A 22,537-nucleotide genomic window follows, 5' to 3' on the forward strand; every position below is an offset into this window, starting at 1 on the left:
ATCTGTGCTAAAAAAAATGAAAAAAAATCTGATAAAAAAACAATTGCTTTTGGAAAGTCTTTCAAAAAAGACTAATTTTACCGCCAAGATGTTAAGGTGGGTTAATACAACATCTGCAAAGATGCAAATGGGAGATAAACTTTTATCTCCTATTTGTTTTATATTACTTCTCACTTTTGGGATGGCTTGCCAAGAAGAAAAAAAAGCAACCAAGTTTGTTCCCTACAAAGGTCCCCTCGAAGAAGCAGAAAAAATAGAAGTACTCTACAGCGAAGAAGGTTTGCTGAAAGTGCGGGTGAAAACTGCCAAACAAATCAAGTCAGGGTTAGACGATAAAATTTTTCCAAAACAAATTTTTGTGGACTTTTTTGGGCCAAACGGCCAAGTACTTACAACCCTTGTGTCGGACTCGGGTAGGTACGATTCCCGAACGGGCATGTATCGCGTCATCGGAAACGTAAAAGTGGTTAATACTGTGAAACAAGAGCGATTGCTAACCGATGAGCTTACGTGGAACCCAAACACCAAAAAGATATATACCGAAAAACCTGTCACGGTCGAAAACCAATTGTCAGGGGAGCAATTAAAAGGAATTGGGTTAGATGCAAATCAGGATTTTACTCAGTACAGTATCCGCCGACCGACTGGCTTTTTCAACGCTCCAGCGGGAATGGCGCCGAATTAATCTATTTGAGAAAGAATATTGAAGAGAAGCGAGGAAAAATCATACTTTCCTCGCTTTTTCTATGTAATTCCATCCCTCCGTTTCTCAAATGAAAAGACGAATTTTTATTCAAAATGGGGCAACTGCCTTGGCAGCTTTGCCTTTGGTTTCTTTTGGTTCAACTACCCATCAAATGGCCGATAAACCCGCTTGGCTCGTTGAATGGATTAAAATTTACGATGAGTCAATTGCGAATTACCGTGCTTTAAAAGTCACCGATGCCAACCACGTGTATGCGGGAGGCTACAAAGACGATACCGACATTCCCAATCCGCACACTACCTGCGGTTTTCTCATAACGGCATCTATGCTGATGTCTTGTCCAGAATCCAAGCATTACCAATCGCCAGCGCTTTTAAAAGAAATAGAAGCCGCTGCACAGTGTATGTTGAAAATGCAGCATTCGGATGGCACGATTGATTTACTTTCTACGAATTTTCACTCGACGCCCGATACGGCTTTCGTATTGGAAAACATGGTGCCTACTTACCGCTATTTGAAAAAAATGTCGGTCAAAGGCCGTGAAAAATCCATTGAGTTGGTTACAAAATTCTTGCAAAATGCGGGAGAGGCGTTGATTGTTGGAGGGATCCATACGCCCAATCACCGCTGGGTGGTCTCGGCGGCATTGACCAAACTCAATGAACTTTTTCCAGATGTTCGTTATGTAAAACGGATTGACCAATGGTTGGCCGAACACATCGACATCGATCCCGACGGTCAGTACAACGAAAAGAGCACTAATACGTATTCGCCTATTGTCAATCGTTCGTTGATTATCATGGCGAAAGGGCTGCGTAAACCCGAATTATTGGAGCCTGTTCGCCGCAATTTAGTAATGACGACCTACTTTGTACACCCAAACGGTGAAGTAGTAACGGAAGCTTCCAATCGACAAGATAAAGGGACGATTGGCAACATGTCGCGTTACTATTATTGTTACCGTTATATGGCTTTGCATGACAAAGATGGCCTGATGGCAGCCATGTGTCGTCAGATTGAACAAACCAGCACCAAAGCGCAGTTGGCGGGTTATTTGGACTATTTTCTTGAAGACCCAAGCCTTTGGGACGAACTTCCCGCCAGCAAACCACTTCCTACCAGCTATGCCAAAGCCTTTCCGTATTCGGGCGTAGTACGGATTCGTCGGGAGAATTGGGATGCAACCATTTTGGCAAAAAATGCCGCTTGGTTGACCTTCCACAAAGGAAACTCGGTGCTTCAGGCGATGCGAGTAGCGGCTTCTTTTTTTGGAAAAGGCCAATTCCAAACCGAAAAAATTGAACAAGAAGGAGATACTTGGTTGATGACACAAACATTGGAGGGGCCTTATTACCAACCATTGGCGGCAGACAAAATTGCGCCCGACGGAGATTGGGATAAAATGCCGCGCGCTGATAGACCCCAAAGCGAGGTACAAAAGCTGACATCAACAGTCCGTATTAAAGAAGTAGCGGGTGGCCTTGACGTTCAGGTTGAACTGACAGGAACGGAGGGCGTGCCTGTGTCGTTGGAATTGATTTTTAGGGCTGGAGGGGAGTTGTCGGGGGTAGTGCCGTATGCTAAACGCGCAAACGCGTATTTGTTGGAAGGTGAGCAAGGAACTTACACGTTGAACGGCGATGTCATTCGTTTTGGAAAAGGGAAAGCGGAACATAAAGGCGTTGTACTTCGCGGGGCGCTGCCACCGATGGAAGCCCCAACGGTTTATTTGACGGGTTTTACCCCCTTTACCCATACGCTAAGATTAGGATAATTGAAGTTTTATATCATACTAAACGCTTACACCGAATGAAAAAAGAATCAACCGTTTCTAGGAGGGAGTTTGTTGGCAAAGCTGCTTCCGTTTTGGCGGGTTTTACGATTGTTCCTCGTTTTGTTTTGGGAGGAACTCGTCCCGATGGCACCAAATACATTGCGCCAAGTGATATCATTTCGTTGGGTTTTATTGGCACTGGAAAACAAGGACGTGGGCTTACGACCTCTTTCTTGGGGACAAATGAAGCAAGAATTGTGGCCTTGAGTGAAGTGTACAAAGCAAAAGCCCAGCTAACCCTTGATCGAATTAAAGCGCATTATGAAAAAAACACCCAGTTGGGCGCTTATTCGGATATTCCTGTCTATGTCGATTTTCGGGAGTTGTTGGCCCGTAAAGACATCGACGCCGTGGTGATTGCTACGCCTGACCACTGGCACGCAGCCATGTCGGTGAAAGCGGCTGAAGCAGGAAAAGATATTTATTGTGAAAAACCCCTCGCCTTGACCATACGGGAAGGGCGTGCGATGGTGAATGCCGCCCGCAAATACAACCGAGTGTTCCAGACGGGAAGTATGCAGCGCTCATGGCCTGAGTTTCGCCAAACCGCCGAATTGGTGCGTAATGGTTACATTGGCGAAATCAAAAGCATTAAAGTAAACGTAGGGCCACCGCCAAAACCTTACGATTTGTCGGCTGAAACCATTCCCGAAGGCTTGGATTGGGACAAATGGCTAGGGCCAAACAGCCCCGTGGCGTTTAATTCAGAATTAGCGCCTCCCATTTCTAGGGATGTCTTCCCTAACTGGAGAAACTACAAGGAGTTTGGTGGAGGTATGGTGACCGATTGGGGCGCTCACATGTTTGATATAGTGCAATGGGCGCTGGACATGGACAACAGTGGCCCCGTAGAAATCATTGCTCCCGATGGAAAAGATCATCCGTTTTTGACCTACCGATACGCAAACGGAATTACGATGACCCACGAAAAATGGGATTGGAGCAATGCGATTCATTTTGTGGGCACAGAAGGCGAAATAAAGGTTCAGCGTAAAAAACTAGAAACGACTCCTGCATCGCTCAAAGAAAAAGTGATTGGCGAAACCGAAAAACACGTCTATAAGAGCGAAAATCACTATAAAGATTTCTTGGATGCCATGCGCAAACGCAGTAAGCCGATTTGTGACGTTGAAATCGGGCATCGCACTTCGTCGGTGTGCAACTTGGGCAACATCGCTTACGAATTGAAGCGCCCCTTGCAATGGAATCCTAAAAAAGAACAGTTTAAGAACGACAAAGAAGCCAACGAACTCTTGGGACGTTCGATGCGACCAGAGTGGGGAATAAAAATTTAGAAAATTTTTCTTGACTCTTACCTTACGTGATAGCCTACATTTGTGCAGTCAGTCAAAATGAAGGCAGTATGATACGTTATTCGGTTAAAAAATTGGCAAAATTGGCAGGTGTGAGCGTGCGCACGCTCCACCTGTACGATGAAATTGGGCTTTTAAAACCAGCCATCCGTACGGAGGCCAAGTATCGGATGTATGGCGAAAATGAGCTGTTGCGCTTGCAGCAAATTCTTTTTTACAAAGAACTGGATTTTCCATTGCAAGACATTGGGCAGATTCTTGATGCGCCTGGTTTTGATTTACTTACTGCATTAGGAAACCACAAAAAAGCCCTTGAAGCCAAACAAAGCCGAATTGAGACATTGCTTTTGACGGTTGACAAAACAATGTTTAATCTAAAAGAAGGTATTATGTTGAAGCACGAAGAATTGTATGAAGGATTGTCGCAAGAAACTGCCGATGCCTATCGAAAGGAAGCCATCGGTGCGTATGGTACTGAATGACGTAATTCGCAAGTTTTGGGGGACATCAGGTTCGACTGACCCACAAGCAGAGGCGTATAAAGGACTAGGAGATTTGTGCGTCAACGATGAGCGTTTCACTCAAATAGATGGTCAACCCAATCCTATTTTTGCGCTATTCATGCAAAAAGCGATGGCCTATTTTGCAGAAACGCAACTGGTATAAAACAAAAAAACGGCGGGAACCCCGCCGTTTTTCTTATTTTGGAGGACATTTTTCTAAAGCAGCTTGGACGGTTTCCACGGTCGTAATTTCCGTTTCTTTTCCCCAAGTGGCATAGATATAGGTCATAATTTCAGCAATTTCTAGTTCCTTTAAACCAGGATTGGCAGGCATAGCTCGATTATAGCTTTTACCATTAACAGTCATCGGTTGATGAACTCCATTCTTAATCCAGCAAATTACCTGATTTTTGTCTTTGAGGTAGTCGGCAGAGAGGGCAGGGTAGAGGTTTTCCAAACCTTTTCCATCGCGTTGGTGGCAATTGGCACAATGCGTTTGAAACAACGTAAACCCTTCGGCTACATATTGCTCGTGTTTTATGGCGCTTCCGCCTTGGCACGCGAGTATCAAAACCACAAGGAAACTAGCCAATAGAAGACTCAATTTCATATCAGTTCTATTGTTTTTCATCTTTGTACTCTTTACGAAGGCGCTCAATATCAGCAATTAAGCGTTGCGTGCCCGCTTCGTCCGTACCATTGTACATACCTCTAACGCGTTTTTGTTTGTCAACCAACACAAACGCGCCACTGTGAATGTACCCACCTGGTGCAGTTGAATCGGCTCCTGCTACAACCAAATATTGCTTCTCGCCGATTTCGTAGATTTTTTCACGATTTCCCGTCACAAACATCCACTGCGTTCCAGATACGCCCAAATCCTTGGCATATTCTTTCAAAACTGCGGGTGTATCGTGTTCAGGATCAATGGTGTGTGACAAAATGGCTACTTCGTTTTCCCCTTTAAATTTCTCATAGACTTTCTTCATTTGCTTTTTCATGACGGGGCAAATGGTGGGGCAGGTGGTAAAAAAGAAATCTGCCACGTAAATTTTGTCATTGAAATTTTGAGCGCTAACGGTATCGCCTTCTTGATTGACAAATTTAAAATCGGGGATGGTATGGTAAACCGTATCAACGACTTCTTTCCCATCCACCATTTTTTTCACTGTGTCGCGTTCTCCCAAAATTGGTAAACGTTCGGACGACCCACTGCAACTCCAAAGCGAAAACAGTGCTAGTACTATGATTAATTTGTTCATTTTCCTAAGAAGGTCTTGGCTTTGTCCATTCCTTCGCGCATTTTGTCGCGGACAGTATTTATTTTTGTTTTTTCGGCACTCATGGCTTTGATGGCTTCTTCGCTGCCCAAGGCTTTGAGCGAATCACCACGGTAATCGTGCATCCAATCCATCATCCCTTTATCGGCTTCTTGGAGTGTAGTGCTGATGGCCAAGGCTTCGTCTTTGCGTTTTTGAAGGCTATCGTTTGATTTGATTTTCAGGAGGCTATCCAATTTGGCAATTTCGACCGACAGGCCATTTTTGTATTCCATGAGTTGCGACATTTGGGGCATGATTTCGTCATGAACCGCAAAAACTTCTTTTTCAGCTTCTTCAACGGCGGCCTTGTCCTGGCCGCAAGCTCCTAAAATAGCCACACAGCTCAATGCTAAGAGTATGTTTTTCATTTTGATTTTTGTTTAAAAAATAACTAAACAGTTATAACCTCTGTTTTCTCAGGTTCTATTAAAATAAACTCGTCTGTCCTTTTTGTTGTTGATTTATTTGGGTTTGAAGCATTTCACGCGCATTCTGAACGATGGCTTCGCTTGGTTTTAGCCCCCCTATCATCTGCGCAATTTCTTGAACGCGTTCTTCAAAAGTTAATTTTTTGATACGGCTGACGGTTTTTTCGGCTGAATTATCTTTATAAACAAAATAATGGGCATGTCCGTAAGTAGCGATTTGGTGCAAATGAGAAATAGCAATCACTTGGTGATTTTGGGCAATATCATTCATCATTTGCCCCATTTTAATGGCAATTTCGCCCGAAACGCCCGTATCAATTTCGTCAAAAATAATGGTAGGGAGTTTGCGTTTGGTGGCCAAAATATACTTGATAACCATCATCAAACGTGAAAATTCTCCTCCCGACGCCACATTTTTGAGCTGTTGTGGTTTAATACCTTTGTTGGCACTGAACAAGAAATCAACATCGTCAATGCCATCTTCGGTCGGCTCGATGAGGGTCTGTTGGATGTTCAGCGTAGCGTTCGGCATTCCGAGGTCAAGCAGGTATTTTTTTACCTCTTTTTCAACGGGTGCAATGGCCACTTTACGCGAATTGGAAAGCTTTTCGGCGCTTTTTTGGAGCTTGGCCTTGGTCTTTTCCACAGCCGTATGGGCTTTTGCAATGTCTTCGTCAAGGTTGAGAACGCGGCTCACTTTTACCTCCAACTCATCCCGAATGACGATGAGTTCCGCCAAGGTTTTTACTTGGTGTTTTTGCTGAAGATGATAAAACAGATTCAGGCGCTCACGTACATCTTCGGCGCGCGCATCGTCAATCTCAACGTTATCTTGTTCGTCACTAATTTCAGAGGCCAAGTCTTTTAGCTCAATGTATGTACTCTGCGTCCGTTCGCGAAGTTGTTCGTATTGAGGTGCAAATTTACTGATGGAATTTAGGCTACTAACTGCGTTTTTGAGCAGAGAAAGGGCCGATTGTTCGGGATTATCGAGGTAATCGTTGGCCAACTGAAGGCGTTCTTTTACGTCGGCTGCATTTTCAAGAATGGTTAATTCTTGCTCCAATTGTTCCTGTTCTTCGGCTTGAAGCTGGGCTTTGTCCAACTCATCAAACAAAAATTGATTGTAATCAGACTCTTTACGAAGCTGTGCTGCTTCTGACTTGAGCCGTTCGAGGACTTGCGTCGCTTTGCGGTACGCCTGAAAATCAGTGTGATACTGACGAAGGATGGACTCGTTTTGGGCGTAGGTATCAACGATTTGCAATTGAAACGCATTCGAACCCAACAATAAAGTATCGTGTTGCGAATGAATGTCCATCAATTGCCCCGTAATTCGGCGGAGTGTCTCCAGATTGACGGGGGTATCATTGATAAATGCCCGCGATTTTCCCGACGGACTTATCTCCCGTCGAACGAGGCAAGTGGTCGAAAAATCAAGCTCTTCTTCTTCAAACAGATGCTCAATAAAGTACCCATTTAAGTCGAAAGTACCTTCAATGACACATTTTAGGGAAGGGTTGTACAGCACTTTGGTATCAGCACGGCTACCGAGCAATAAACCAATGGCTCCCAACATGATTGATTTTCCTGCTCCTGTTTCCCCCGTAATAATATTGAGCTGGGAATCAGGAGTCAGTTCCAGATGTTCAATTAAGGCGTAATTTTTAATCAGCAAATGAGCAAGCATACAGCATATCTCGGTTGAACCGCCGCGAAGTTAGTCAACTATTCAACAAAAAGGAATGCCTTTGGGTTTGGAACTACTCAAAAAGTAGCTGATTTATCATAAATCACTGATTCGATTTGTGTAAAAGCCAGTTGATGAGCGTGCTTTCGGAAATCGCGTAACACAAATAAGGCGTTTTCGATACGTTCACATTGCCCATAAAATGTCTGATTGCTTTTTAAAACAACATTGACCGTTTTCCCGATAAGTTCATTGGCGTGAGCGGGCAGATCATGCAGCGGAATTTTAACCAATCTTTTGCTCATTAGCGCATCAATTTACGGTACATTTCGGTTTTGGCAGGGTCGAGTTGCGAAAGAATTGCAAAGGCTTTCTGTCGGTCTTCTTTACTAGCTTCTGCCATAATTTTGTAAATTTCTTCGCCTTTGGCATCGAAGAGCGTGTTGATATAGACTGCGCCTGGCATTCCTTTGCTTGCTTGTTGGACAGCATTCAACAGGTTCATCACTTGTTGACGAGCGGCAACGGGGTTTTCGGTAAATTTATCCAACCCTGTTCGATGATAAGCGTACATAGATTCGCGGACAGGAAGCATGATTTGATTATTATAATTATCTATTAACCAATACCGATTCCGTCGGTCGCCTCCTGTAGAATTCCAGCCTGCGGGTGCGCCTGCGGGGCTAACTCCCGCCGCTAGGTTTGCGGTTTGCAGGGCTTTTTGTAAGTAAGGATTTCCGCCAAGTTTACTAAAAGAATCATAGTCAACGGCTAAAATTAGGTACGCATAAAATGCCAATGTCTGGGTTAATTCATCACTGTATGTGTTTTCATTATAGTACATTGGGTTGCTTGGTAAGTAGCTAAAATTAAAATTACGATCAATGAAATTTAAAATAACACTTTCGTAATTAGTGCCATACACGGGGCGGGTTGCTACCACTTGGGCGGTGCCTTCGTATAAACCTTGGGCGGGTGAGCGAACAAGGTTTATGTTGATTTTACAGTTAATGCGTTCTTCAGGGTTGTAGTTGTCGTTGGTCCAACGGCGGGCATTGATAAAATCAGCAATCACCGAACGAAGCTGATTGAGGTTGCTGTTGTCGGTATTTTGCTGAGAAACAAGCTGATTGAAATTAAGCGTTACAGTGCAGTTAAGTTCTTGCGCTTCTGCTGATTGCGCAGGTATAAATGGGCATAAAGCAACCAAAAACAACCAGCTATATTTCTTAATCATATTCATAAAGGCTATCATCAATGTTTAAATCACTGAAATTTCGAGTACTAAATTAGGACAACAATTTTGATACCACAAGTGCTAAAATATCCTGGGCCACTTCATTTTTAGACTTTAGCTCAAATTGATGCACCGTGGCATTTGATTCAATAACGGTTATTTTATTGGTATCGTATGCAAAGCCCGCTCCTTTGTCGTTGAGGGAGTTGAGTACAATCAGGTCAAGATTTTTGGAGGCTAATTTGCCAAGTGCATTTTCAAACTCGTTGTCGGTTTCTAGGGCAAAACCAACCATGAGTTGATGGCCTCCTTTTTGACGACCAAGTGTAGCCGCAATGTCAACAGTTTTGGTTAGTTCAATCGAAAAATGAGTTTCCTTTTTCTTGATTTTTCTATCCGCAGGCTGGGTAGGTGTATAATCTGCAACCGCAGCAGACAAAATAATAACATCGGCAGTGGGAAACTGACCAGCCGTTGCTTCATACATTTCTTGGGCTGATTTAACCCGAATGACATTGATAGATGAGTCGGCTAAGGTTTGATTGGTAGGGCCACTCACCAAAGTAACGTCAGCTCCCGCCAATGCAAACGCTTGCGCAATCGAATATCCCATCTTTCCCGTTGAATGGTTGCTAATGTAACGTACTGGATCGATGGGTTCTTGGGTAGGGCCAGCAGTAATAAGTACTTTTTTCCCCTTTAAAACGGGCTGTAACGAAAAGTGCTTCTCAAGAGCAGTAGTGATATGTTCTGGTTCGGCCATTCTGCCAGTACCAACAAGCCCACTGGCTAACTCACCGTGTTCGGCTTGAATAAGATGGTTGCCAAACGCTTCAAGTGTTTCAAGGTTCTTCTGAGTAGAGCCATGCTGATACATATCTAAATCCATGGCAGGAGCAAAAAAAACGGGGCAACGTGCTGATAAATAAACGGCCGTAAGCAGGTCATCACACAGCCCAGTGGCGCATTTTGAAAGGGTATGCGCGGTGGCTGGGGCAATGACCATGGCGTCGGCCCAAAGCCCTAAATCGACGTGGTTGTTCCATTCGCCTGCTTGGTTCTGAACAAACTCACTAAGCGCGGGCCGTTTAGACAACGTGGCTAAGGTAAGGGGGGTAATAAATGATTGAGCGGCGTTGGTCATGATTACTTGCACTTCGGCACCTGCTTTTACCAGCAACCGAACAAGCAAGGCACTTTTATAAGCAGCGATGCTGCCCGTAACCCCAACGATAATTTTTTTGTTTTGTAAGATGGACATAGCGGCTGTTGAGAAAAAACAAAGAAAGCCGCACAAATCTAAGGATTGGTGCGGCTTTTTACTACGTATTTTTCAGATGTTTGTTATTTGGCGTCGTCTTCGTCGTTTGCACGCCAGTACAACTTATCTTCCATGAACTCTTCGATAGCGATGCTCGTTGGTTTTGGCTGACGCTCATAAAACTTAGAGATTTCGATTTGCTCACGGTTTTCAAACACTTCTTCAAGGTTATCGATGCCAGATGCAAACTCAGCCAATTTGTTGTTAAGTTCTTCTTTTGTTTTAGAAGCAATCTGACGCGCACGACGAGAAATAATTGATACCGACTCGTACAAGTTGCCAGTTTTGGCGGCAAGTTTATCGGAGTCGCGTGTTATGATAGAAGGTGAAGCTGCCATATATATTAATTGTTACAGATGAATTACTTGTTTTGAGGTGTCGTTGAAGACGGAGTTGAGAGCTTTCCAGTGTTGGACGGAGCGGCTTCTTTGGCGGCCTCCTTAGCGGCTTTTTCAGCATCTAAAATCGTCGCCAACTCCTTTTGGGTACTTTCGTAGAAGCGTTCTGCCTGACGTACGAACTTACTTTTGGGATACTTATCAAGGAAAGCAAGATAGTATTTGTTTACATCTTGGTAGCGTTCCTTTTGTTTTTCAGCAAAACTCAATTTGGCAAGTTTGTACTGAGCATCAACCCGTAAATAAGCGAGTTCTTCGTTGTATTTTGAATCAGGAAATTCTTTTTGGTAATTGTTGATTGTCACAACTGCCGAACGGAAGTTAGCAATATTGGCTTCGCTTGTTTGGTAGTAGAGCTTTGCTTTTTCGTAGGCTTTTTTCTCCAACTTATCCCGAAGTTCTAATATGAGCCCCGTACATTCTTCACGAAAAGCACTTTCAGGGTAAGTATTGATAAAATCCTGAAGGGCCGCAATCGCCGTCAAAGTACTTGTTTGGTCTAAGTTAAAGTTAGGAGAGTCTTTGTAGAGCGAGTAAGCGTGCATGTACAAGGACTCTTGAGCGTATTCACTTCGTTGGAATGTCTCATAAAAGTTCTTGAACAGAAACTGAGACATATTATAATTGGCTTGCTTAAAATTACAATACGCATTGTAAAACTGAGCAAGTTCCGCTTGTCTGGCATCTTTTCCATTGAGAAGAGGAGTGATCTCTTCAAAAAGAAGACCAGCATGATAGTAATCCGCTTTTTTATAATATTGGAGAGCGGCCTCGTATTTTTGTTCGAGGGTTCCTTCTTTTTGAAGTTTTGAAAACTTACTGCACGAACCCAAAACGAGGGTAGTTAAGAAGAGCAGTGTATATCCGAATAGGGTCTTACGCATAGCAGGCACAAAAATACAAAAATAGCTTTATATCTCCCAACGAAATATAAAGCTATAAAAGTATGCTTTTGTATAGAATTCGATACTAATGGCGAATCAATAATTTTTTTGTTGCGGTTGCTTTTCCTTCGAGAAGTAAGCGGTAGAAATAAACGCCCGTTGGCATTTCACGGGTTGAGATGCGGAGCTGACGGTCGTTTTTATCCAATTCGTACTCTGCAACGCTGTTACCAATCACGTTAAAAAGGGCAATTTTAGCTGTTCCTGCCGTACCAGAAATTTGATAATCAATTTCAGTGTAATCATTGGCAGGATTAGGATACGCATTTAAAACACGGATTTTATCGCTCAAAAAAAGCAAATCTTCCGACTTCGTTTCATCAAGTGAAGGCCGTGAATCGGTAGCGATAAAGCTTGCAGACTCCTTGGTTGTACGGTTTTTGTTAACAGTTGCGTTGCCAGCTGCTGCGGGTGTATTAAGCATTACCGAACGATAATAGGCATTAATAGCCGCACTTGGGCGTAACTTGATACTTCTATCGAGCGAACTTGGAATCTTCGTTAATGTTGCCGCAGTACTTTCTGCGGGCTTTTTACCAATATTCAATCGGCTTTTGTTTCGATTGGCATCGGTTTGGGCGAATACATTACCAAGCGTCAGTAAACTGAAGCAAGTGAGCAATGTATATGTAAGTATAGTTTTCTTCATAGCTGATCTTGGACGAAATGAGCATAGTGTCGGCTCTAATGGTTGGACAAAAATATATTGAAATTAATTGAAAATCAAAAAACGGAACTTAAAATGTTGTTAAAAATTATTTTGCGGTTGTACAATATATACGACGAAAAAACGTAAAAAAGTTTCACTCTTTTCTAAAGTTTTTTTGACTTTGTTTTTACTTTCGGTTTACCCCCTCCTTTGTTTACCGTTGTCTTGGGTTTTTCGGGGGCTTTTTCTATCGCTTTGACAACCGTGGGCGGGTTAGGTTTAAAGTTAGCCCTAGAAAAAATTTCTTCTTTTGTTGGCTTTTCTTTGTCTCTCCAGCTAAATCCTTCTAGTTGTTTTTCGTCGCCTTTTATGTTTTGTGGCGGAATAAATCGCCCTTCAGGCTGTCCAACAAATTGTATTCGCTTTACTTGATTTTGTTTGAAATTGAGGGTCATTTTGGCGCACTCTACACGGTTCATGCCCATGGGTTTCATGGCGTCATCGGCGACAAAATAGACACTTTCCCCGTTGCCCTCTACAAACACTTTTTGTAAACGAGTACTGTCGTCAAAAGAAGCGGTAATTCGCCTGCCTTTGACTTGGTTATAATTTAGCAGTGTATCCCGTGCAATCACAAATGATTTTGCCTTTAGATACATCGTTCTTAGCTTTTGGTCAACCAGCTGCGCAATGATGGAGTCGGCCTCCATTTGATATTGTTTAGACCAAATAATTGGTTTCTTTAAAAATGTGATATTTGAGTCTAATGAGTTGTAAATCAAAGAGTCACACTTGCTTTGTAAATCTTTCTTGTACAACAAAACATTTTTATAACCAATCAATTGCCGTGGTTTTTGTTCGTTTGTCGAATCGCTTTCAACGTTTTTTTGTCTTAGGTTCTGCCGCTTTGATTTTTGTGTAAGCGAGTCAGACTTAATTTCAACCGAATACAGCGTGTCGGCGGTCATAAACAAGGTATCTTTGGAGATAACTGTGCGCGTGAGGGCGTGCCCCCAGACCTTCGATTTGCCAAGTTTGCCGTCGTATTGCCCAAAATCACCGTTCAAAATGGTTTCGTCGTTTTTGGCTACTAACTCTACTTTGCCTTTGGCAAAACCCCGTTTGTTAAGGTTGTCAAACGTTAATGAGTCGCCAGTAAGGGTATAATCTGGATTGTTGATGGTGGTTCTTGTTCGGAAAATCGACGCGCCTGTCTCGGTATTATAAGAACCATTTTTAGCAATAATTGTTCCGTCTTTACTCACTACTTTTGTCAAACTCCTAAAGTCAGCAATTTTTGTTAGTGAGTTGTAAACAAGCGTATCGGTGGTAAGGGTATATTTTTTATTAACCAGCTTCACGTCTCGGTAATAGGTCGAGATTTTTGTTCTGGTGTCGTAATACCCCTGTTTACTTGTTAACGTATTTTCGGCATCTACTGTTTTTCCACGGTTAGGATAAAACGCAATGCCGCTTGCCATGTCATACTCAATTCGATTGGACGTAAGGGTTCGTTTTTGGTCTTTGAGTGTGACCGTTTTTCCCGAAACTTTTGCCAAACGGTTATTTCCGTAGTAAAACAACGTATCGCCCGTTACTGTTACCGTATCCCCTTGTACAATTTTTACATTGCCGTAAGCTTCAAGGGCATTTGACAACACATTGTGAATGGCCAAATTACAGTACATGATAGCCCCTTTGTGCTGAAAAGTTACTTTGCCTGTTACACGACGAATTTCGCTTCCATCGAAAAGTTTACTAATGGTAATGCTATCGGCACCTAATAAAAATACCTTTTCATCGCCTACAACCGTTGGGGTTGGGCGTTGGGCGTTGGTTTGTAAGGTAAAAAGTAAACCCATGAGAACTACGAGGTATTTTACTCGTAATACGCACAAAAGACCTTGAGGGTTGCAACGGGTATGTCTAAATCGTAAAAAAATCATTGAGTGCGAAATAACAAGATTGATTTCTGCTACAAAATTAGCTAAAAACGCTTGGGACTGTCATTCTTAACATACATTAACGAATACAAAGAAGCCAATAGCCGTTTTGAAAATACGACCATTGGCTTCTGGTAGGGGTGAGGAAATAGGCTAAAACGAAGGGGCTTTCAAACGCAAACCAGCATCTTCAGCCAATCCAAAGAGTAAGTTCATGTTTTGAACGGCTTGTCCTGAAGCGCCTTTTGTTAAGTTATCTATTTCGCTCGTAATCAAAAGGTTATTGCCGTGTTTTTGCAATTGAATCAAACACTTGTTGGTGTTTACTACTTGCTTCAAATCAATGTCATGGGTCGTTACGTGAGTAAATGGATGAGACGCGTAAAACGATTGATAAAGTGCAACGGCTTCCTCTAATGTCCCTGTAAAATGTGTGTAAACGTTGGCCATGATACCGCGCGTAAAATCGCCACGGTAAGGAATAAAATTAACTTCTTTGTCAAAACCTTCTTGCAAACTCGCCAAACTCATTTTGATTTCTTTGAGGTGTTGGTGCGTAAAGGCTTTGTAAATCGAAATGTTATTGTTGCGCCACGAAAAATGGGTGGTAGCGCTCAAAGATTGTCCAGCGCCCGTAGAACCTGTAATGGCACTTACGTGGATGTCATCTGTTATCAAGCCTACCGATGCCAATGGGAGCAATGCAAGCTCGATACTTGTGGCAAAACAACCTGGGTTAGCGATTTTGGTCGCAGTTTTGATTTGCTCCCGCTGCAACTCAGGCAAACCATAGACAAACCCTTCCGATTGATCGCGGAAATCGGTGCTGAGGTCAATGATTTTGACAGTTGCTGGAACTACATATTCTGCCAAAAACTTCTTCGATTCGTTGTGTCCCGAACAAAGAAAAATAACATTTAGTCCTTCAAGTTGGAGCAAACTGGCAATGTCTTCGCCCGAAAATGCTAGTTCTGTATCGCCGAGCAAATCGGTATGGGTAGCATAAACGGGCTTGCCCGCTTGGCTTTTAGAATGTGCCCAGCGAATAGCTGCGTGGGGGTGATTGACTAAAATACGGAGCAGTTCGCCGCCAGTATAGCCTGCCGCCCCGACGATTCCTATTTGTATCATTGGTGGATGGTGAGTTTGAACTTCATCGAACATTACTTCGCTGCTTGCATTTCTTTTTGGAGCCGTTTCGTAAGGGTCAAGCCTACTTCGTCGATTTGGGCAGCCATGATTTCATCGCCAGTGGCATTGCGTAACGTATCAGCTACACAGCCAAGCATTTCAATACAAAAACGTTTCATTTCAAACACTTCCATTTCTTTGGTCCAAAGAGGAATGAATAACGTGCCTTTGTGGAACTGATCCCACACACCTATTGCAATGGCTTTGGTTTCATCTAACCCTTCATTGGGGTTATCGGTTGCCTCCCAATATATTTTTTCTGGGATTTTTTCAGCGTCTTGTTCAATGGTGAACTTAATTTCTTTTTGTGACATGCGGAGGATGAACTTATTTTGGGGGCGTAAAATTACGTAAAATTGGTAAAGAAAAGGTGTTGATAGTTGCCTACCAACACCTTTGGGAACGAAAAAACGTTCATTTAGATTCCTTTAATTGACCGACAAGGATGTACTTTCCTTTTTTTCTTCGGGCAAAATAAACTGCATTGGATTTTTAACTTTCTCGGGCAACAAAGCAATCGCTAATACATCTTGAACCGTGTCCACGTAATGGAACGTCAGGTTTTTGATGTAACTAGCATTTATTTCTTCAACATCTTTGCGGTTTTTTGAACACATAATAATGTCTTTGATGCCCGCGCGGCCAGCGGCCAATATTTTTTCTTTGATACCTCCAACGGGTAATACTTTGCCACGAAGGGTGATTTCGCCCGTCATGGCCAAATGTGGCTTGATGCGACGCTGGGTGAAAATCGAGGCTATCGACGTCAGCATTGTGATACCCGCCGAAGGGCCATCTTTGGGCACGGCTCCCGCAGGAATGTGGATGTGAAGGTCGTAATTATGGAAAATACGGTAGTCGATGGCCAAGTCGTCCGAATGGGCTTTGAGGTAAGAAAGCGCCGTAACGGCCGATTCTTTCATGACATCTCCGAGTTGTCCAGAAAGGGTTAATCCTCCTTTTCCTCGGCTCAAACTTGATTCGATAAACAAGATTTCGCCGCCAACGGACGTCCACGCCAAGCCCGTTACAATACCTGCGGTGTCATTGCCTTGGTAAGAATCTTTGTCAAATATTTCGGCACCTAACCATTTTTCAATGTGCTCTGCCTTGATTGTTTTAGGATATTCTTCTTCAAGCGCAATCGACTTGGCAATCTTACGAACGAGCGTGCCAATTTTTTGTTCGAGGTTACGTACTCCCGATTCACGGGTATAGTTTTCGATTACTTTCACCAATGCCTTGTCGTCAACCGAAAACGATTTGTTTTCTAAACCGTGGTCTTTTCGTTGTTTTGGAACAAGGTATTTTTTGGCAATCTGCAATTTTTCTTCCACCGTATAGCCCGTCAACTCAATGATTTCCATGCGGTCGCGCAGGGCAGGATGGATGCTTTCCAAGGAGTTGGCAGTGGCAATAAACATGACCCGCGACAAATCATATTCTACTTCTAAGTAGTTGTCGCTGAAGGCATTGTTTTGTTCGGGGTCGAGTACTTCAAGCAAAGCAGAAGCAGGGTCACCTCGGAAATTAGAGCTTACTTTGTCTATTTCGTCCAAGATAAAAACTGGGTTGGAAGAACCCGATTTTTTGATATTTTGGATAATCTTTCCTGGCATTGCCCCGATGTATGTTTTACGGTGCCCACGGATTTCGGCTTCGTCGTGCAAACCACCCAATGCCATACGGATGTACTTACGTCCGAGGGCTTTGGCGACTGATTTTCCTAACGAAGTTTTTCCTACCCCTGGAGGGCCATACAAACACAAAATAGGTGCTTTGAGGCTATTTTTAAGTTTAAGAACGGCAAGGTATTCGATGATACGCTCTTTGACCTTTTCTAGTCCAAAGTGGTCAGCATCAAGGATTTTTTGTGCTCTTTTTAAGTCAAAATTGTCTTTTGTATATTCGCCCCATGGCAAATCAACCATCAATTCGAGGTAGTTGAGTGTCACTGGGTAATCAGGTGCCATTGGGTTGATACGCTGGAGCTTTTGTGCTTCTTTGTCAAAGTGTTTTTTGGCATTTTCTGGCCATTTTTTCTTTGAGGCGCGAAAACGGATGTCTTCTAGCTCGCGTTCGGGAGTTTCCATGCCCAACTCATCTTGAAGCACCTTGATTTGCTGACGCAAGAAATAGTCGCGCTGTTGTTGGTCAATGTCCGAACTGGCTTTCGACTGAATGTCGCGTTTTAGTTCGAGCATTTGAATTTCTCGCATCATCAGCTCAAGCAATTTGACAGCTTGTTCAGAGATGGTAGCTTTTTCAAGTAAGTCTTGTTTTTCGGCTACTTCGGCATTGAGATTTGACGACAAGAAGTGGGTCAAAAACGTTGGACTTTCTATGTTGTCCAAAGCGATACGGGCTTCTTGTGGAATATCTGGATTGAGGCGAAGAATTCTATGAGCTGAGTCGCGGAGCGACTGAATGAGGGCTTTTGACTCTTTTTTGTTCTGATTGGGAAAGTAATCTTCGATGGGAGATACTTTGGCAATCATATAAGGTTCTTCGCGAACGTAATCACTAACTCTAAAGCGTTGGCGTCCTTGTAAAATAATCGTAGTATTACCGTCGGGAAGGGTAATCATTTTGATGATGTATCCCATCGTCCCGATGTCGTACAAATCAGTACTAACGGGTTCGGCTTTATCCTGATTTTTTTGGGCAATTACCCCAATAATTCGGTCGCCTTTGTACGCCTTCTTAACCAAACGAATGGATTTTTGGCGTCCGACTGTCACAGGGATGACCATGCCTGGGAACAAAACGGTATTCCTAAGGGGAAGAATGGCTAGTTCATCGGGCATTTCAATCGGCTCATCGTCGCCTTCAGGACCTCCAAGGGGAAGTATTTCGAGGTTATCAATGTCTGATTCCGCCAACATGAGTCGAGTATATAGTTCGTTTGGGTCAATTTTCATGATTGGGCTGTCATTTTGACAGTGCTTATTTAAAAACTTAAAATAACAAAATTTTAACGATTTTTTAGCTATGCTAAGGGCAGGAGAAATGAAATCAATTGTTTGTTAGACGGAAACTAATAAAAATGTATTGGTGTAAAGTGAAAAATTTTGTTATTCTAACTACTTAAGCAAGTACGAATACTGGGTATTTTCTACACAAAACTACTTAAACGCTTTCAGGCGCAATTAACACTGTGTGTAGGTATTGGTCGAAATAAAAGCCCCCGGAAGTCCGAGGGCTTTCGTTGTATGCTACTATGAGGAAGCTCTTGATTACATCATGCCACCCATGCCACCACCGTGACCATGAGCACCTGCACCTGCGCCAGCGCTTTCTTCTGGTTCGTCAGCAATCATACACTCAGTTGTCAACAACAAACCTGCGATAGACGCAGCGTTTTCAAGTGCCAAACGAGTTACTTTCTTAGGGTCGATGATACCTGCTGCGAAAAGATCTTCGTAAGTGTCGTTTTTGGCATTGTAACCAAAACCACCTTTTTCATCTTTGATTCTGTTGATTACCACTGAACCTTCGCCACCTGCGTTGGCAACGATTGTACGAAGTGGAGACTCCAACGCTTGACGAATGATGTTGATACCTGTGATTTCGTCGTCGTTAGAACCTTGAACGGCATCCAACGCAGAGATTGCACGGATAAGCGCAACACCACCACCAGTTACGATACCTTCTTCAACCGCAGCGCGAGTTGCGTGGAGGGCGTCATCTACGCGGTCTTTCTTCTCTTTCATTTCAACTTCCGTAGCAGCACCGATATAAAGGATAGCTACGCCACCTGACAATTTCGCCAAACGCTCTTGCAATTTTTCGCGATCGTAGTCAGAAGTTGTATTTTCGATTTGTGATTTAATTTGGTTTACACGGGCCTTGATTTGCTCTTGGTCACCCGAACCGTTCACAATCGTTGAGTTATCTTTGTCGATGATGATTTTTTCGCAATGACCTAGGTAAGAAAGGTCAGCGTTTTCCAATTTGAAACCACGCTCTTCGGCGATAACAGTACCACCAGTCAAGATTGCGATGTCTTCCAACATGGCTTTACGACGGTCACCGAAACCTGGCGCTTTTACCGCACACACTTTCAAGGCACCACGGATTTTGTTTACTACCAACGTTGCAAGCGCTTCGCCATCTACGTCCTCAGCGATGATCAACAATGGACGGCCAGTTTGAGCAACACCTTCCAATACAGGCAACAATTCTTTCATTGAAGATACTTTCTTCTCAGAAATCAAGATGAAAGGTTTCTCCAATTCGGCTTCCATTTTTTCCGCGTTTGTCACGAAATAGGGTGACAAATAACCACGGTCAAACTGCATACCTTCTACTGTTTTTACTTCAGTTTCAGTACCGCGAGCTTCTTCAACAGTGATTACACCTTCAGTACCTACTTTTTTCATGGCGTCAGCAATCATGTTACCGATTTCTTCGTCATGGTTAGCTGAGATAGTAGCTACTTGAGCGATTTTGCTGAAGTCGTCGCCTACTGTTTGAGCTTGAGAAGCAAGGTTGGCAGTTACGGCCAAAACAGCTTTGTCGATACCACGCTTCAAATCCATTGGGTTTGCGCCAGCGGCTACGTTTTTAGAACCGATAGCATAAATCGCTTGTGCCAATACCGTCGCAGTCGTAGTTCCGTCACCAGCAGCATCGGCTGTTTTAGAAGCAACTTCTTTCACGAGTTGAGCACCCATGTTTTCCATCGCATCTTTCAATTCGATTTCTTTCGCTACTGTTACACCGTCTTTGGTGATGGCTGGTGAACCGAATTTTTTGTCGATGATAACGTTACGGCCTTTAGGTCCGAGGGTTACTTTTACTGCATTTGCAAGCGTATCAACACCTTTCTTGATTTTGTCGCGTGCTTCTGTATCGAAGAATATTTTCTTTGCCATTGTTTTTTTAATTTGAAAATTTTAGAATTTGGAAATTTGAAAATAAAACAATTGAAAGTTTGGGTCGGTAGCTGATTAATAATTATCCAATTACCGAATTTTCAAATTGTCACATTTGCATTAGAAAACTTAGATAATTGCGAAAATGTCAGATTCGCGCATGATAAGGTATTCTTGGCCTTCAACGGCGATTTCAGTGCCAGCGTACTTACCATACAAGATAGTATCTCCTACTTTTACGGTGAGGGGCTCGTCTTTTTTACCTGGGCCTACCGCTACTACAGTACCACGTTGTGGTTTTTCTTTCGCAGTATCTGGAATGATGATACCAAATGCAGTTTTTTCTTCAGCAGGTGCAGTTTGCACTAGAACGCGATCAGCTAATGGTTTAACTTTTACTTCTGACATGATTATCAGGGGTTTTGATGGTTTTACAACTATTGGAACTTAGTACTAAGTTTTGTCGTCTCTTCTCTACTCATTTTCTATGCCAGCCCAAAAATTGAATTATAGTCTGACATTTTTACAGTTTTTGTAGTAAAGGCTTGGAAAAATCGGACATTGTCAAAATAATCATTGGTTTTTTGTAAAAATACCTTTGATATTATTTGGTCGTACTGCTTTTTTTTGTAATTTGGGTCAGTCGAAGGCCGTGGTGGTAGGTAAGTCGCTCCGAGCATTTTGGCCTTTGATAAGCGTAGGTTTCCGAATGTTTTTAACCACTGAATGTTTTAAGGCATGAGAAAATTGAATCATAACTGGCTCACGGAAGGATTGATAGACTTTGAGTACAAAAAGTACGTGTTAAAGGCTTATTTACAGGGAGTTAATTCGCAGTTTGACGAGCATAAACTGTACCCAGATTTGCCCGAGGTCGAAAAACATTATAAACTTTCGACGCAGTTGAGGCAGTCAAAAAAGCAATTTTTAGCCTCTTTCCGAAAGCGCATTGTGGGTGTAGATGTACAAAAAATGGAATTTTTATATGAACAAGTGGCACAGAGTGAAGAAATGACCGAAATTGACAGCATTTTAGAATATTCTCTGCCACTTTTTCAGAAAACGCTGACACGGGGACAAGACCAATCCGAAGACATCGCCTCGAAATTGGTATTTGCTCCTGTAGGTATCATGCCCTTGTATTTGAAAGAAGGGTATCTGTTTATTTACCGAACGACCCAAAAAGCAACTGACATTTTTCAATACAACGTGCGTTTGTTTGAAAGTAACGAAGAGCAAACCATTAAAACTAAGTACATTGAGTCGGTGCCAAAGAACATGGCAAACACCTTTGAAAATCTCAAGTTGACCCTTATTCGCAAGCGCCGTGAATTGCCCAATCCTGCCACTTATTTGGTCGAATCACCCATTGATTATCCCGTGCAGGAAACGCTTTTGCCTTTGGCCAAACAAATGGTATATCGGGTGGTTTGTCAGCCAGAGAAATCTGCCTAACTAAGCCCTCGTACAAACCGTCGGACTGATTCCATAAAAATAGGTTCGAGGTTGGGAAGTTGTGGACGAGGCTGCGTGACAATCGAAATGAGCAAGAAGCCGTACGTCAAGCACCACCATTCGTAAAAAGTCTTGGAAACCGCGTCCGCAGACCTCGGGCGGATTTGGGCCAGTGCTTCCCAAACGGGGTGGGTGTTAAGTTTGGCAAATTCTGCTTGATATACCTGTTTTGAAAGACAGTTGGCGCCGTCTATGTTAAACATGACCTGAAATACCTCTGTTTGTTCTAAAGCAAAACGCCACTGGATTTGGGCAAACTCCGTTAGTAGTTTTTCGGGACTTCGGTAGAGGGTCTTTAATTTTTGCAATTCCTCGTGTAGTGCCGCAAAGCCATCGTTGCGAATGGTTTCTAAAATTTTATCCTTGTTGTCGAAATATTCGTAGAGCATCGGTGGGCTGTATTCAATCACATCGGCGATTTTACGGATAGAGACTGCCGCCCAACTTTCTTCCCGCGCAATGTCCCTAGCGGTTTTTAAAATATCAGCGCGTAATTGCTTTTTCATGCGCTCTCGACGTTCAACAATTCCCATTTTGACCTTAGATTTCTATTAGAATTTTCGCAGTTGGAACACTTTACAGTGTTAAATATTCTACAATTAATAACTTCGGGAATGGAAATCCAAATCAATAGGCGTAAAAAAAGCCTCGTAATGACTTGATTAC

The 22,537-nt window shown here is 43.0% G+C and carries 23 protein-coding genes; 6 read left to right on the top strand and 17 right to left on the bottom strand.

From position 1 onward, the window contains the following. The first annotated feature begins 181 nt into the window (after positions 1–181). The 5 genes from lptC (at position 182) to AC23P2_RS25825 (ending at position 4,519) form a co-directional block, all read left to right on the top strand. A complete protein-coding gene (gene lptC / locus AC23P2_RS25805; protein ID WP_487775864.1) occupies positions 182–685 on the top strand; it encodes an LPS export ABC transporter periplasmic protein LptC in 504 nt (167 codons plus the stop codon). Between the two features lie 88 nt (positions 686–773). After that, positions 774–2,480: a hypothetical protein gene (locus AC23P2_RS25810; RefSeq protein ID WP_487775865.1), complete on the top strand. Its 1,707-nt coding sequence runs from the start codon at positions 774–776 to the stop codon at positions 2,478–2,480. A 35-nt stretch (positions 2,481–2,515) separates the two neighbouring features. Further along, positions 2,516–3,835: a Gfo/Idh/MocA family protein gene (locus AC23P2_RS25815; RefSeq protein ID WP_472487622.1), complete on the top strand. Its 1,320-nt coding sequence runs from the start codon at positions 2,516–2,518 to the stop codon at positions 3,833–3,835. A gap of 68 nt (positions 3,836–3,903) precedes the next feature. Further along, entirely contained in the window at positions 3,904–4,335 is a 432-nt protein-coding gene (locus AC23P2_RS25820) for a MerR family transcriptional regulator (protein ID WP_487775866.1), read from the top strand. After that, positions 4,322–4,519 carry a TipAS antibiotic-recognition domain-containing protein gene (locus AC23P2_RS25825; RefSeq protein WP_487775867.1) on the top strand — a complete coding sequence of 66 codons (198 nt, stop codon included), beginning with the start codon at positions 4,322–4,324 and terminating at the stop codon, positions 4,517–4,519. The genes AC23P2_RS25820 and AC23P2_RS25825 overlap by 14 nt, the downstream gene beginning before the upstream one ends. Positions 4,520–4,552: 33 nt before the next feature. Here the strand turns inward: AC23P2_RS25825 and AC23P2_RS25830 are convergent, their stop codons facing one another. The 16 genes from AC23P2_RS25830 to AC23P2_RS25905 form a co-directional block, all read right to left on the bottom strand. Further along, complete coding sequence (locus tag AC23P2_RS25830; protein ID WP_487775868.1) at positions 4,553–4,987, bottom strand: c-type cytochrome; 435 nt, start codon at positions 4,985–4,987, stop codon at positions 4,553–4,555. Next, positions 4,974–5,618 (bottom strand): SCO family protein, encoded by a 645-nt coding sequence (locus tag AC23P2_RS25835; protein WP_472487619.1) that lies wholly within the window; start codon positions 5,616–5,618, stop codon positions 4,974–4,976. The genes AC23P2_RS25830 and AC23P2_RS25835 overlap by 14 nt, the downstream gene beginning before the upstream one ends. Beyond that, entirely contained in the window at positions 5,615–6,046 is a 432-nt protein-coding gene (locus AC23P2_RS25840; protein ID WP_472487618.1) for a hypothetical protein, read from the bottom strand. The genes AC23P2_RS25835 and AC23P2_RS25840 overlap by 4 nt, the downstream gene beginning before the upstream one ends. Before the next feature lie 58 nt (positions 6,047–6,104). Further along, positions 6,105–7,796, bottom strand: coding sequence for a DNA repair protein RecN (gene recN / locus AC23P2_RS25845; RefSeq protein ID WP_487775869.1), 1,692 nt, complete (start codon positions 7,794–7,796; stop codon positions 6,105–6,107). 77 nt (positions 7,797–7,873) lie between these two features. After that, a complete protein-coding gene (locus AC23P2_RS25850; RefSeq protein ID WP_487775870.1) occupies positions 7,874–8,101 on the bottom strand; it encodes a hypothetical protein in 228 nt (75 codons plus the stop codon). Next, positions 8,101–9,033 (bottom strand): type IX secretion system protein PorD, encoded by a 933-nt coding sequence (porD, locus tag AC23P2_RS25855; protein ID WP_487775871.1) that lies wholly within the window; start codon positions 9,031–9,033, stop codon positions 8,101–8,103. Before porD ends, AC23P2_RS25850 begins: the two co-directional genes overlap by 1 nt. Before the next feature lie 52 nt (positions 9,034–9,085). Next, positions 9,086–10,294, bottom strand: coding sequence for a bifunctional phosphopantothenoylcysteine decarboxylase/phosphopantothenate--cysteine ligase CoaBC (gene coaBC / locus AC23P2_RS25860; protein WP_487775872.1), 1,209 nt, complete (start codon positions 10,292–10,294; stop codon positions 9,086–9,088). Between the two features lie 83 nt (positions 10,295–10,377). After that, the gene (locus AC23P2_RS25865) at positions 10,378–10,692 is read right to left on the bottom strand and encodes a DNA-directed RNA polymerase subunit omega (protein WP_028524748.1); all 315 of its coding nucleotides are present in this window, start codon (positions 10,690–10,692) and stop codon (positions 10,378–10,380) included. A gap of 23 nt (positions 10,693–10,715) precedes the next feature. Beyond that, entirely contained in the window at positions 10,716–11,636 is a 921-nt protein-coding gene (locus tag AC23P2_RS25870) for an outer membrane protein assembly factor BamD (RefSeq protein ID WP_487775873.1), read from the bottom strand. 85 nt (positions 11,637–11,721) lie between these two features. After that, positions 11,722–12,345, bottom strand: a complete 624-nt coding sequence (locus tag AC23P2_RS25875; RefSeq protein WP_487775874.1) for a T9SS type A sorting domain-containing protein — start codon at positions 12,343–12,345, stop codon at positions 11,722–11,724. 164 nt (positions 12,346–12,509) lie between these two features. Then, a complete protein-coding gene (locus tag AC23P2_RS25880) occupies positions 12,510–14,207 on the bottom strand; it encodes an OstA-like protein (RefSeq protein ID WP_487775875.1) in 1,698 nt (565 codons plus the stop codon). A 234-nt stretch (positions 14,208–14,441) separates the two neighbouring features. Beyond that, positions 14,442–15,419 (bottom strand): N-acetyl-gamma-glutamyl-phosphate reductase, encoded by a 978-nt coding sequence (gene argC, locus AC23P2_RS25885; RefSeq protein WP_487775876.1) that lies wholly within the window; start codon positions 15,417–15,419, stop codon positions 14,442–14,444. Between the two features lie 32 nt (positions 15,420–15,451). Next, complete coding sequence (gene gldC, locus AC23P2_RS25890; RefSeq protein WP_487775877.1) at positions 15,452–15,793, bottom strand: gliding motility protein GldC; 342 nt, start codon at positions 15,791–15,793, stop codon at positions 15,452–15,454. A 114-nt stretch (positions 15,794–15,907) separates the two neighbouring features. Beyond that, positions 15,908–18,400 carry an endopeptidase La gene (gene lon, locus AC23P2_RS25895; RefSeq protein WP_487775878.1) on the bottom strand — a complete coding sequence of 831 codons (2,493 nt, stop codon included), beginning with the start codon at positions 18,398–18,400 and terminating at the stop codon, positions 15,908–15,910. 315 nt (positions 18,401–18,715) lie between these two features. Further along, positions 18,716–20,356, bottom strand: a complete 1,641-nt coding sequence (gene groL / locus AC23P2_RS25900) for a chaperonin GroEL (protein ID WP_487775879.1) — start codon at positions 20,354–20,356, stop codon at positions 18,716–18,718. A gap of 129 nt (positions 20,357–20,485) precedes the next feature. Continuing rightward, complete coding sequence (locus AC23P2_RS25905; RefSeq protein WP_157607636.1) at positions 20,486–20,764, bottom strand: co-chaperone GroES; 279 nt, start codon at positions 20,762–20,764, stop codon at positions 20,486–20,488. A 330-nt stretch (positions 20,765–21,094) separates the two neighbouring features. Between AC23P2_RS25905 and AC23P2_RS25910 the strand changes: the two genes are divergently transcribed. Continuing rightward, entirely contained in the window at positions 21,095–21,811 is a 717-nt protein-coding gene (locus AC23P2_RS25910; protein WP_487775880.1) for a hypothetical protein, read from the top strand. Here AC23P2_RS25910 and AC23P2_RS25915 read toward each other — a convergent pair. Further along, positions 21,808–22,377, bottom strand: coding sequence for a TetR/AcrR family transcriptional regulator (locus tag AC23P2_RS25915; protein WP_472487609.1), 570 nt, complete (start codon positions 22,375–22,377; stop codon positions 21,808–21,810). The two genes, AC23P2_RS25910 and AC23P2_RS25915, sit on opposite strands and share 4 nt — an antisense overlap. Positions 22,378–22,537 lie beyond the last annotated feature (160 nt).

This window comes from Runella sp. R0.1_18 (assembly GCF_057652155.1).

What these genes read in the sequence shown, in the direction of transcription:
- lptC (WP_487775864.1), top strand. Translation starts at nt 182, where the DNA reads ATGGCTTGCCAAGAAGAAAAAAAAGCAACCAAGTTTGTTCCCTACAAA.
- AC23P2_RS25810 (WP_487775865.1), top strand. Translation starts at nt 774, where the DNA reads ATGAAAAGACGAATTTTTATTCAAAATGGGGCAACTGCCTTGGCAGCT.
- AC23P2_RS25815 (WP_472487622.1), top strand. Translation starts at nt 2,516, where the DNA reads ATGAAAAAAGAATCAACCGTTTCTAGGAGGGAGTTTGTTGGCAAAGCT.
- AC23P2_RS25820 (WP_487775866.1), top strand. Translation starts at nt 3,904, where the DNA reads ATGATACGTTATTCGGTTAAAAAATTGGCAAAATTGGCAGGTGTGAGC.
- AC23P2_RS25825 (WP_487775867.1), top strand. Translation starts at nt 4,322, where the DNA reads ATGGTACTGAATGACGTAATTCGCAAGTTTTGGGGGACATCAGGTTCG.
- AC23P2_RS25830 (WP_487775868.1), bottom strand. Translation starts at nt 4,987, where the DNA reads ATGAAAAACAATAGAACTGATATGAAATTGAGTCTTCTATTGGCTAGT.
- AC23P2_RS25835 (WP_472487619.1), bottom strand. Translation starts at nt 5,618, where the DNA reads ATGAACAAATTAATCATAGTACTAGCACTGTTTTCGCTTTGGAGTTGC.
- AC23P2_RS25840 (WP_472487618.1), bottom strand. Translation starts at nt 6,046, where the DNA reads ATGAAAAACATACTCTTAGCATTGAGCTGTGTGGCTATTTTAGGAGCT.
- recN (WP_487775869.1), bottom strand. Translation starts at nt 7,796, where the DNA reads ATGCTTGCTCATTTGCTGATTAAAAATTACGCCTTAATTGAACATCTG.
- AC23P2_RS25850 (WP_487775870.1), bottom strand. Translation starts at nt 8,101, where the DNA reads ATGAGCAAAAGATTGGTTAAAATTCCGCTGCATGATCTGCCCGCTCAC.
- porD (WP_487775871.1), bottom strand. Translation starts at nt 9,033, where the DNA reads ATGATTAAGAAATATAGCTGGTTGTTTTTGGTTGCTTTATGCCCATTT.
- coaBC (WP_487775872.1), bottom strand. Translation starts at nt 10,294, where the DNA reads ATGTCCATCTTACAAAACAAAAAAATTATCGTTGGGGTTACGGGCAGC.
- AC23P2_RS25865 (WP_028524748.1), bottom strand. Translation starts at nt 10,692, where the DNA reads ATGGCAGCTTCACCTTCTATCATAACACGCGACTCCGATAAACTTGCC.
- AC23P2_RS25870 (WP_487775873.1), bottom strand. Translation starts at nt 11,636, where the DNA reads ATGCGTAAGACCCTATTCGGATATACACTGCTCTTCTTAACTACCCTC.
- AC23P2_RS25875 (WP_487775874.1), bottom strand. Translation starts at nt 12,345, where the DNA reads ATGAAGAAAACTATACTTACATATACATTGCTCACTTGCTTCAGTTTA.
- AC23P2_RS25880 (WP_487775875.1), bottom strand. Translation starts at nt 14,207, where the DNA reads ATGGGTTTACTTTTTACCTTACAAACCAACGCCCAACGCCCAACCCCA.
- argC (WP_487775876.1), bottom strand. Translation starts at nt 15,419, where the DNA reads ATGATACAAATAGGAATCGTCGGGGCGGCAGGCTATACTGGCGGCGAA.
- gldC (WP_487775877.1), bottom strand. Translation starts at nt 15,793, where the DNA reads ATGTCACAAAAAGAAATTAAGTTCACCATTGAACAAGACGCTGAAAAA.
- lon (WP_487775878.1), bottom strand. Translation starts at nt 18,400, where the DNA reads ATGAAAATTGACCCAAACGAACTATATACTCGACTCATGTTGGCGGAA.
- groL (WP_487775879.1), bottom strand. Translation starts at nt 20,356, where the DNA reads ATGGCAAAGAAAATATTCTTCGATACAGAAGCACGCGACAAAATCAAG.
- AC23P2_RS25905 (WP_157607636.1), bottom strand. Translation starts at nt 20,764, where the DNA reads ATGTCAGAAGTAAAAGTTAAACCATTAGCTGATCGCGTTCTAGTGCAA.
- AC23P2_RS25910 (WP_487775880.1), top strand. Translation starts at nt 21,095, where the DNA reads ATGAGAAAATTGAATCATAACTGGCTCACGGAAGGATTGATAGACTTT.
- AC23P2_RS25915 (WP_472487609.1), bottom strand. Translation starts at nt 22,377, where the DNA reads ATGAAAAAGCAATTACGCGCTGATATTTTAAAAACCGCTAGGGACATT.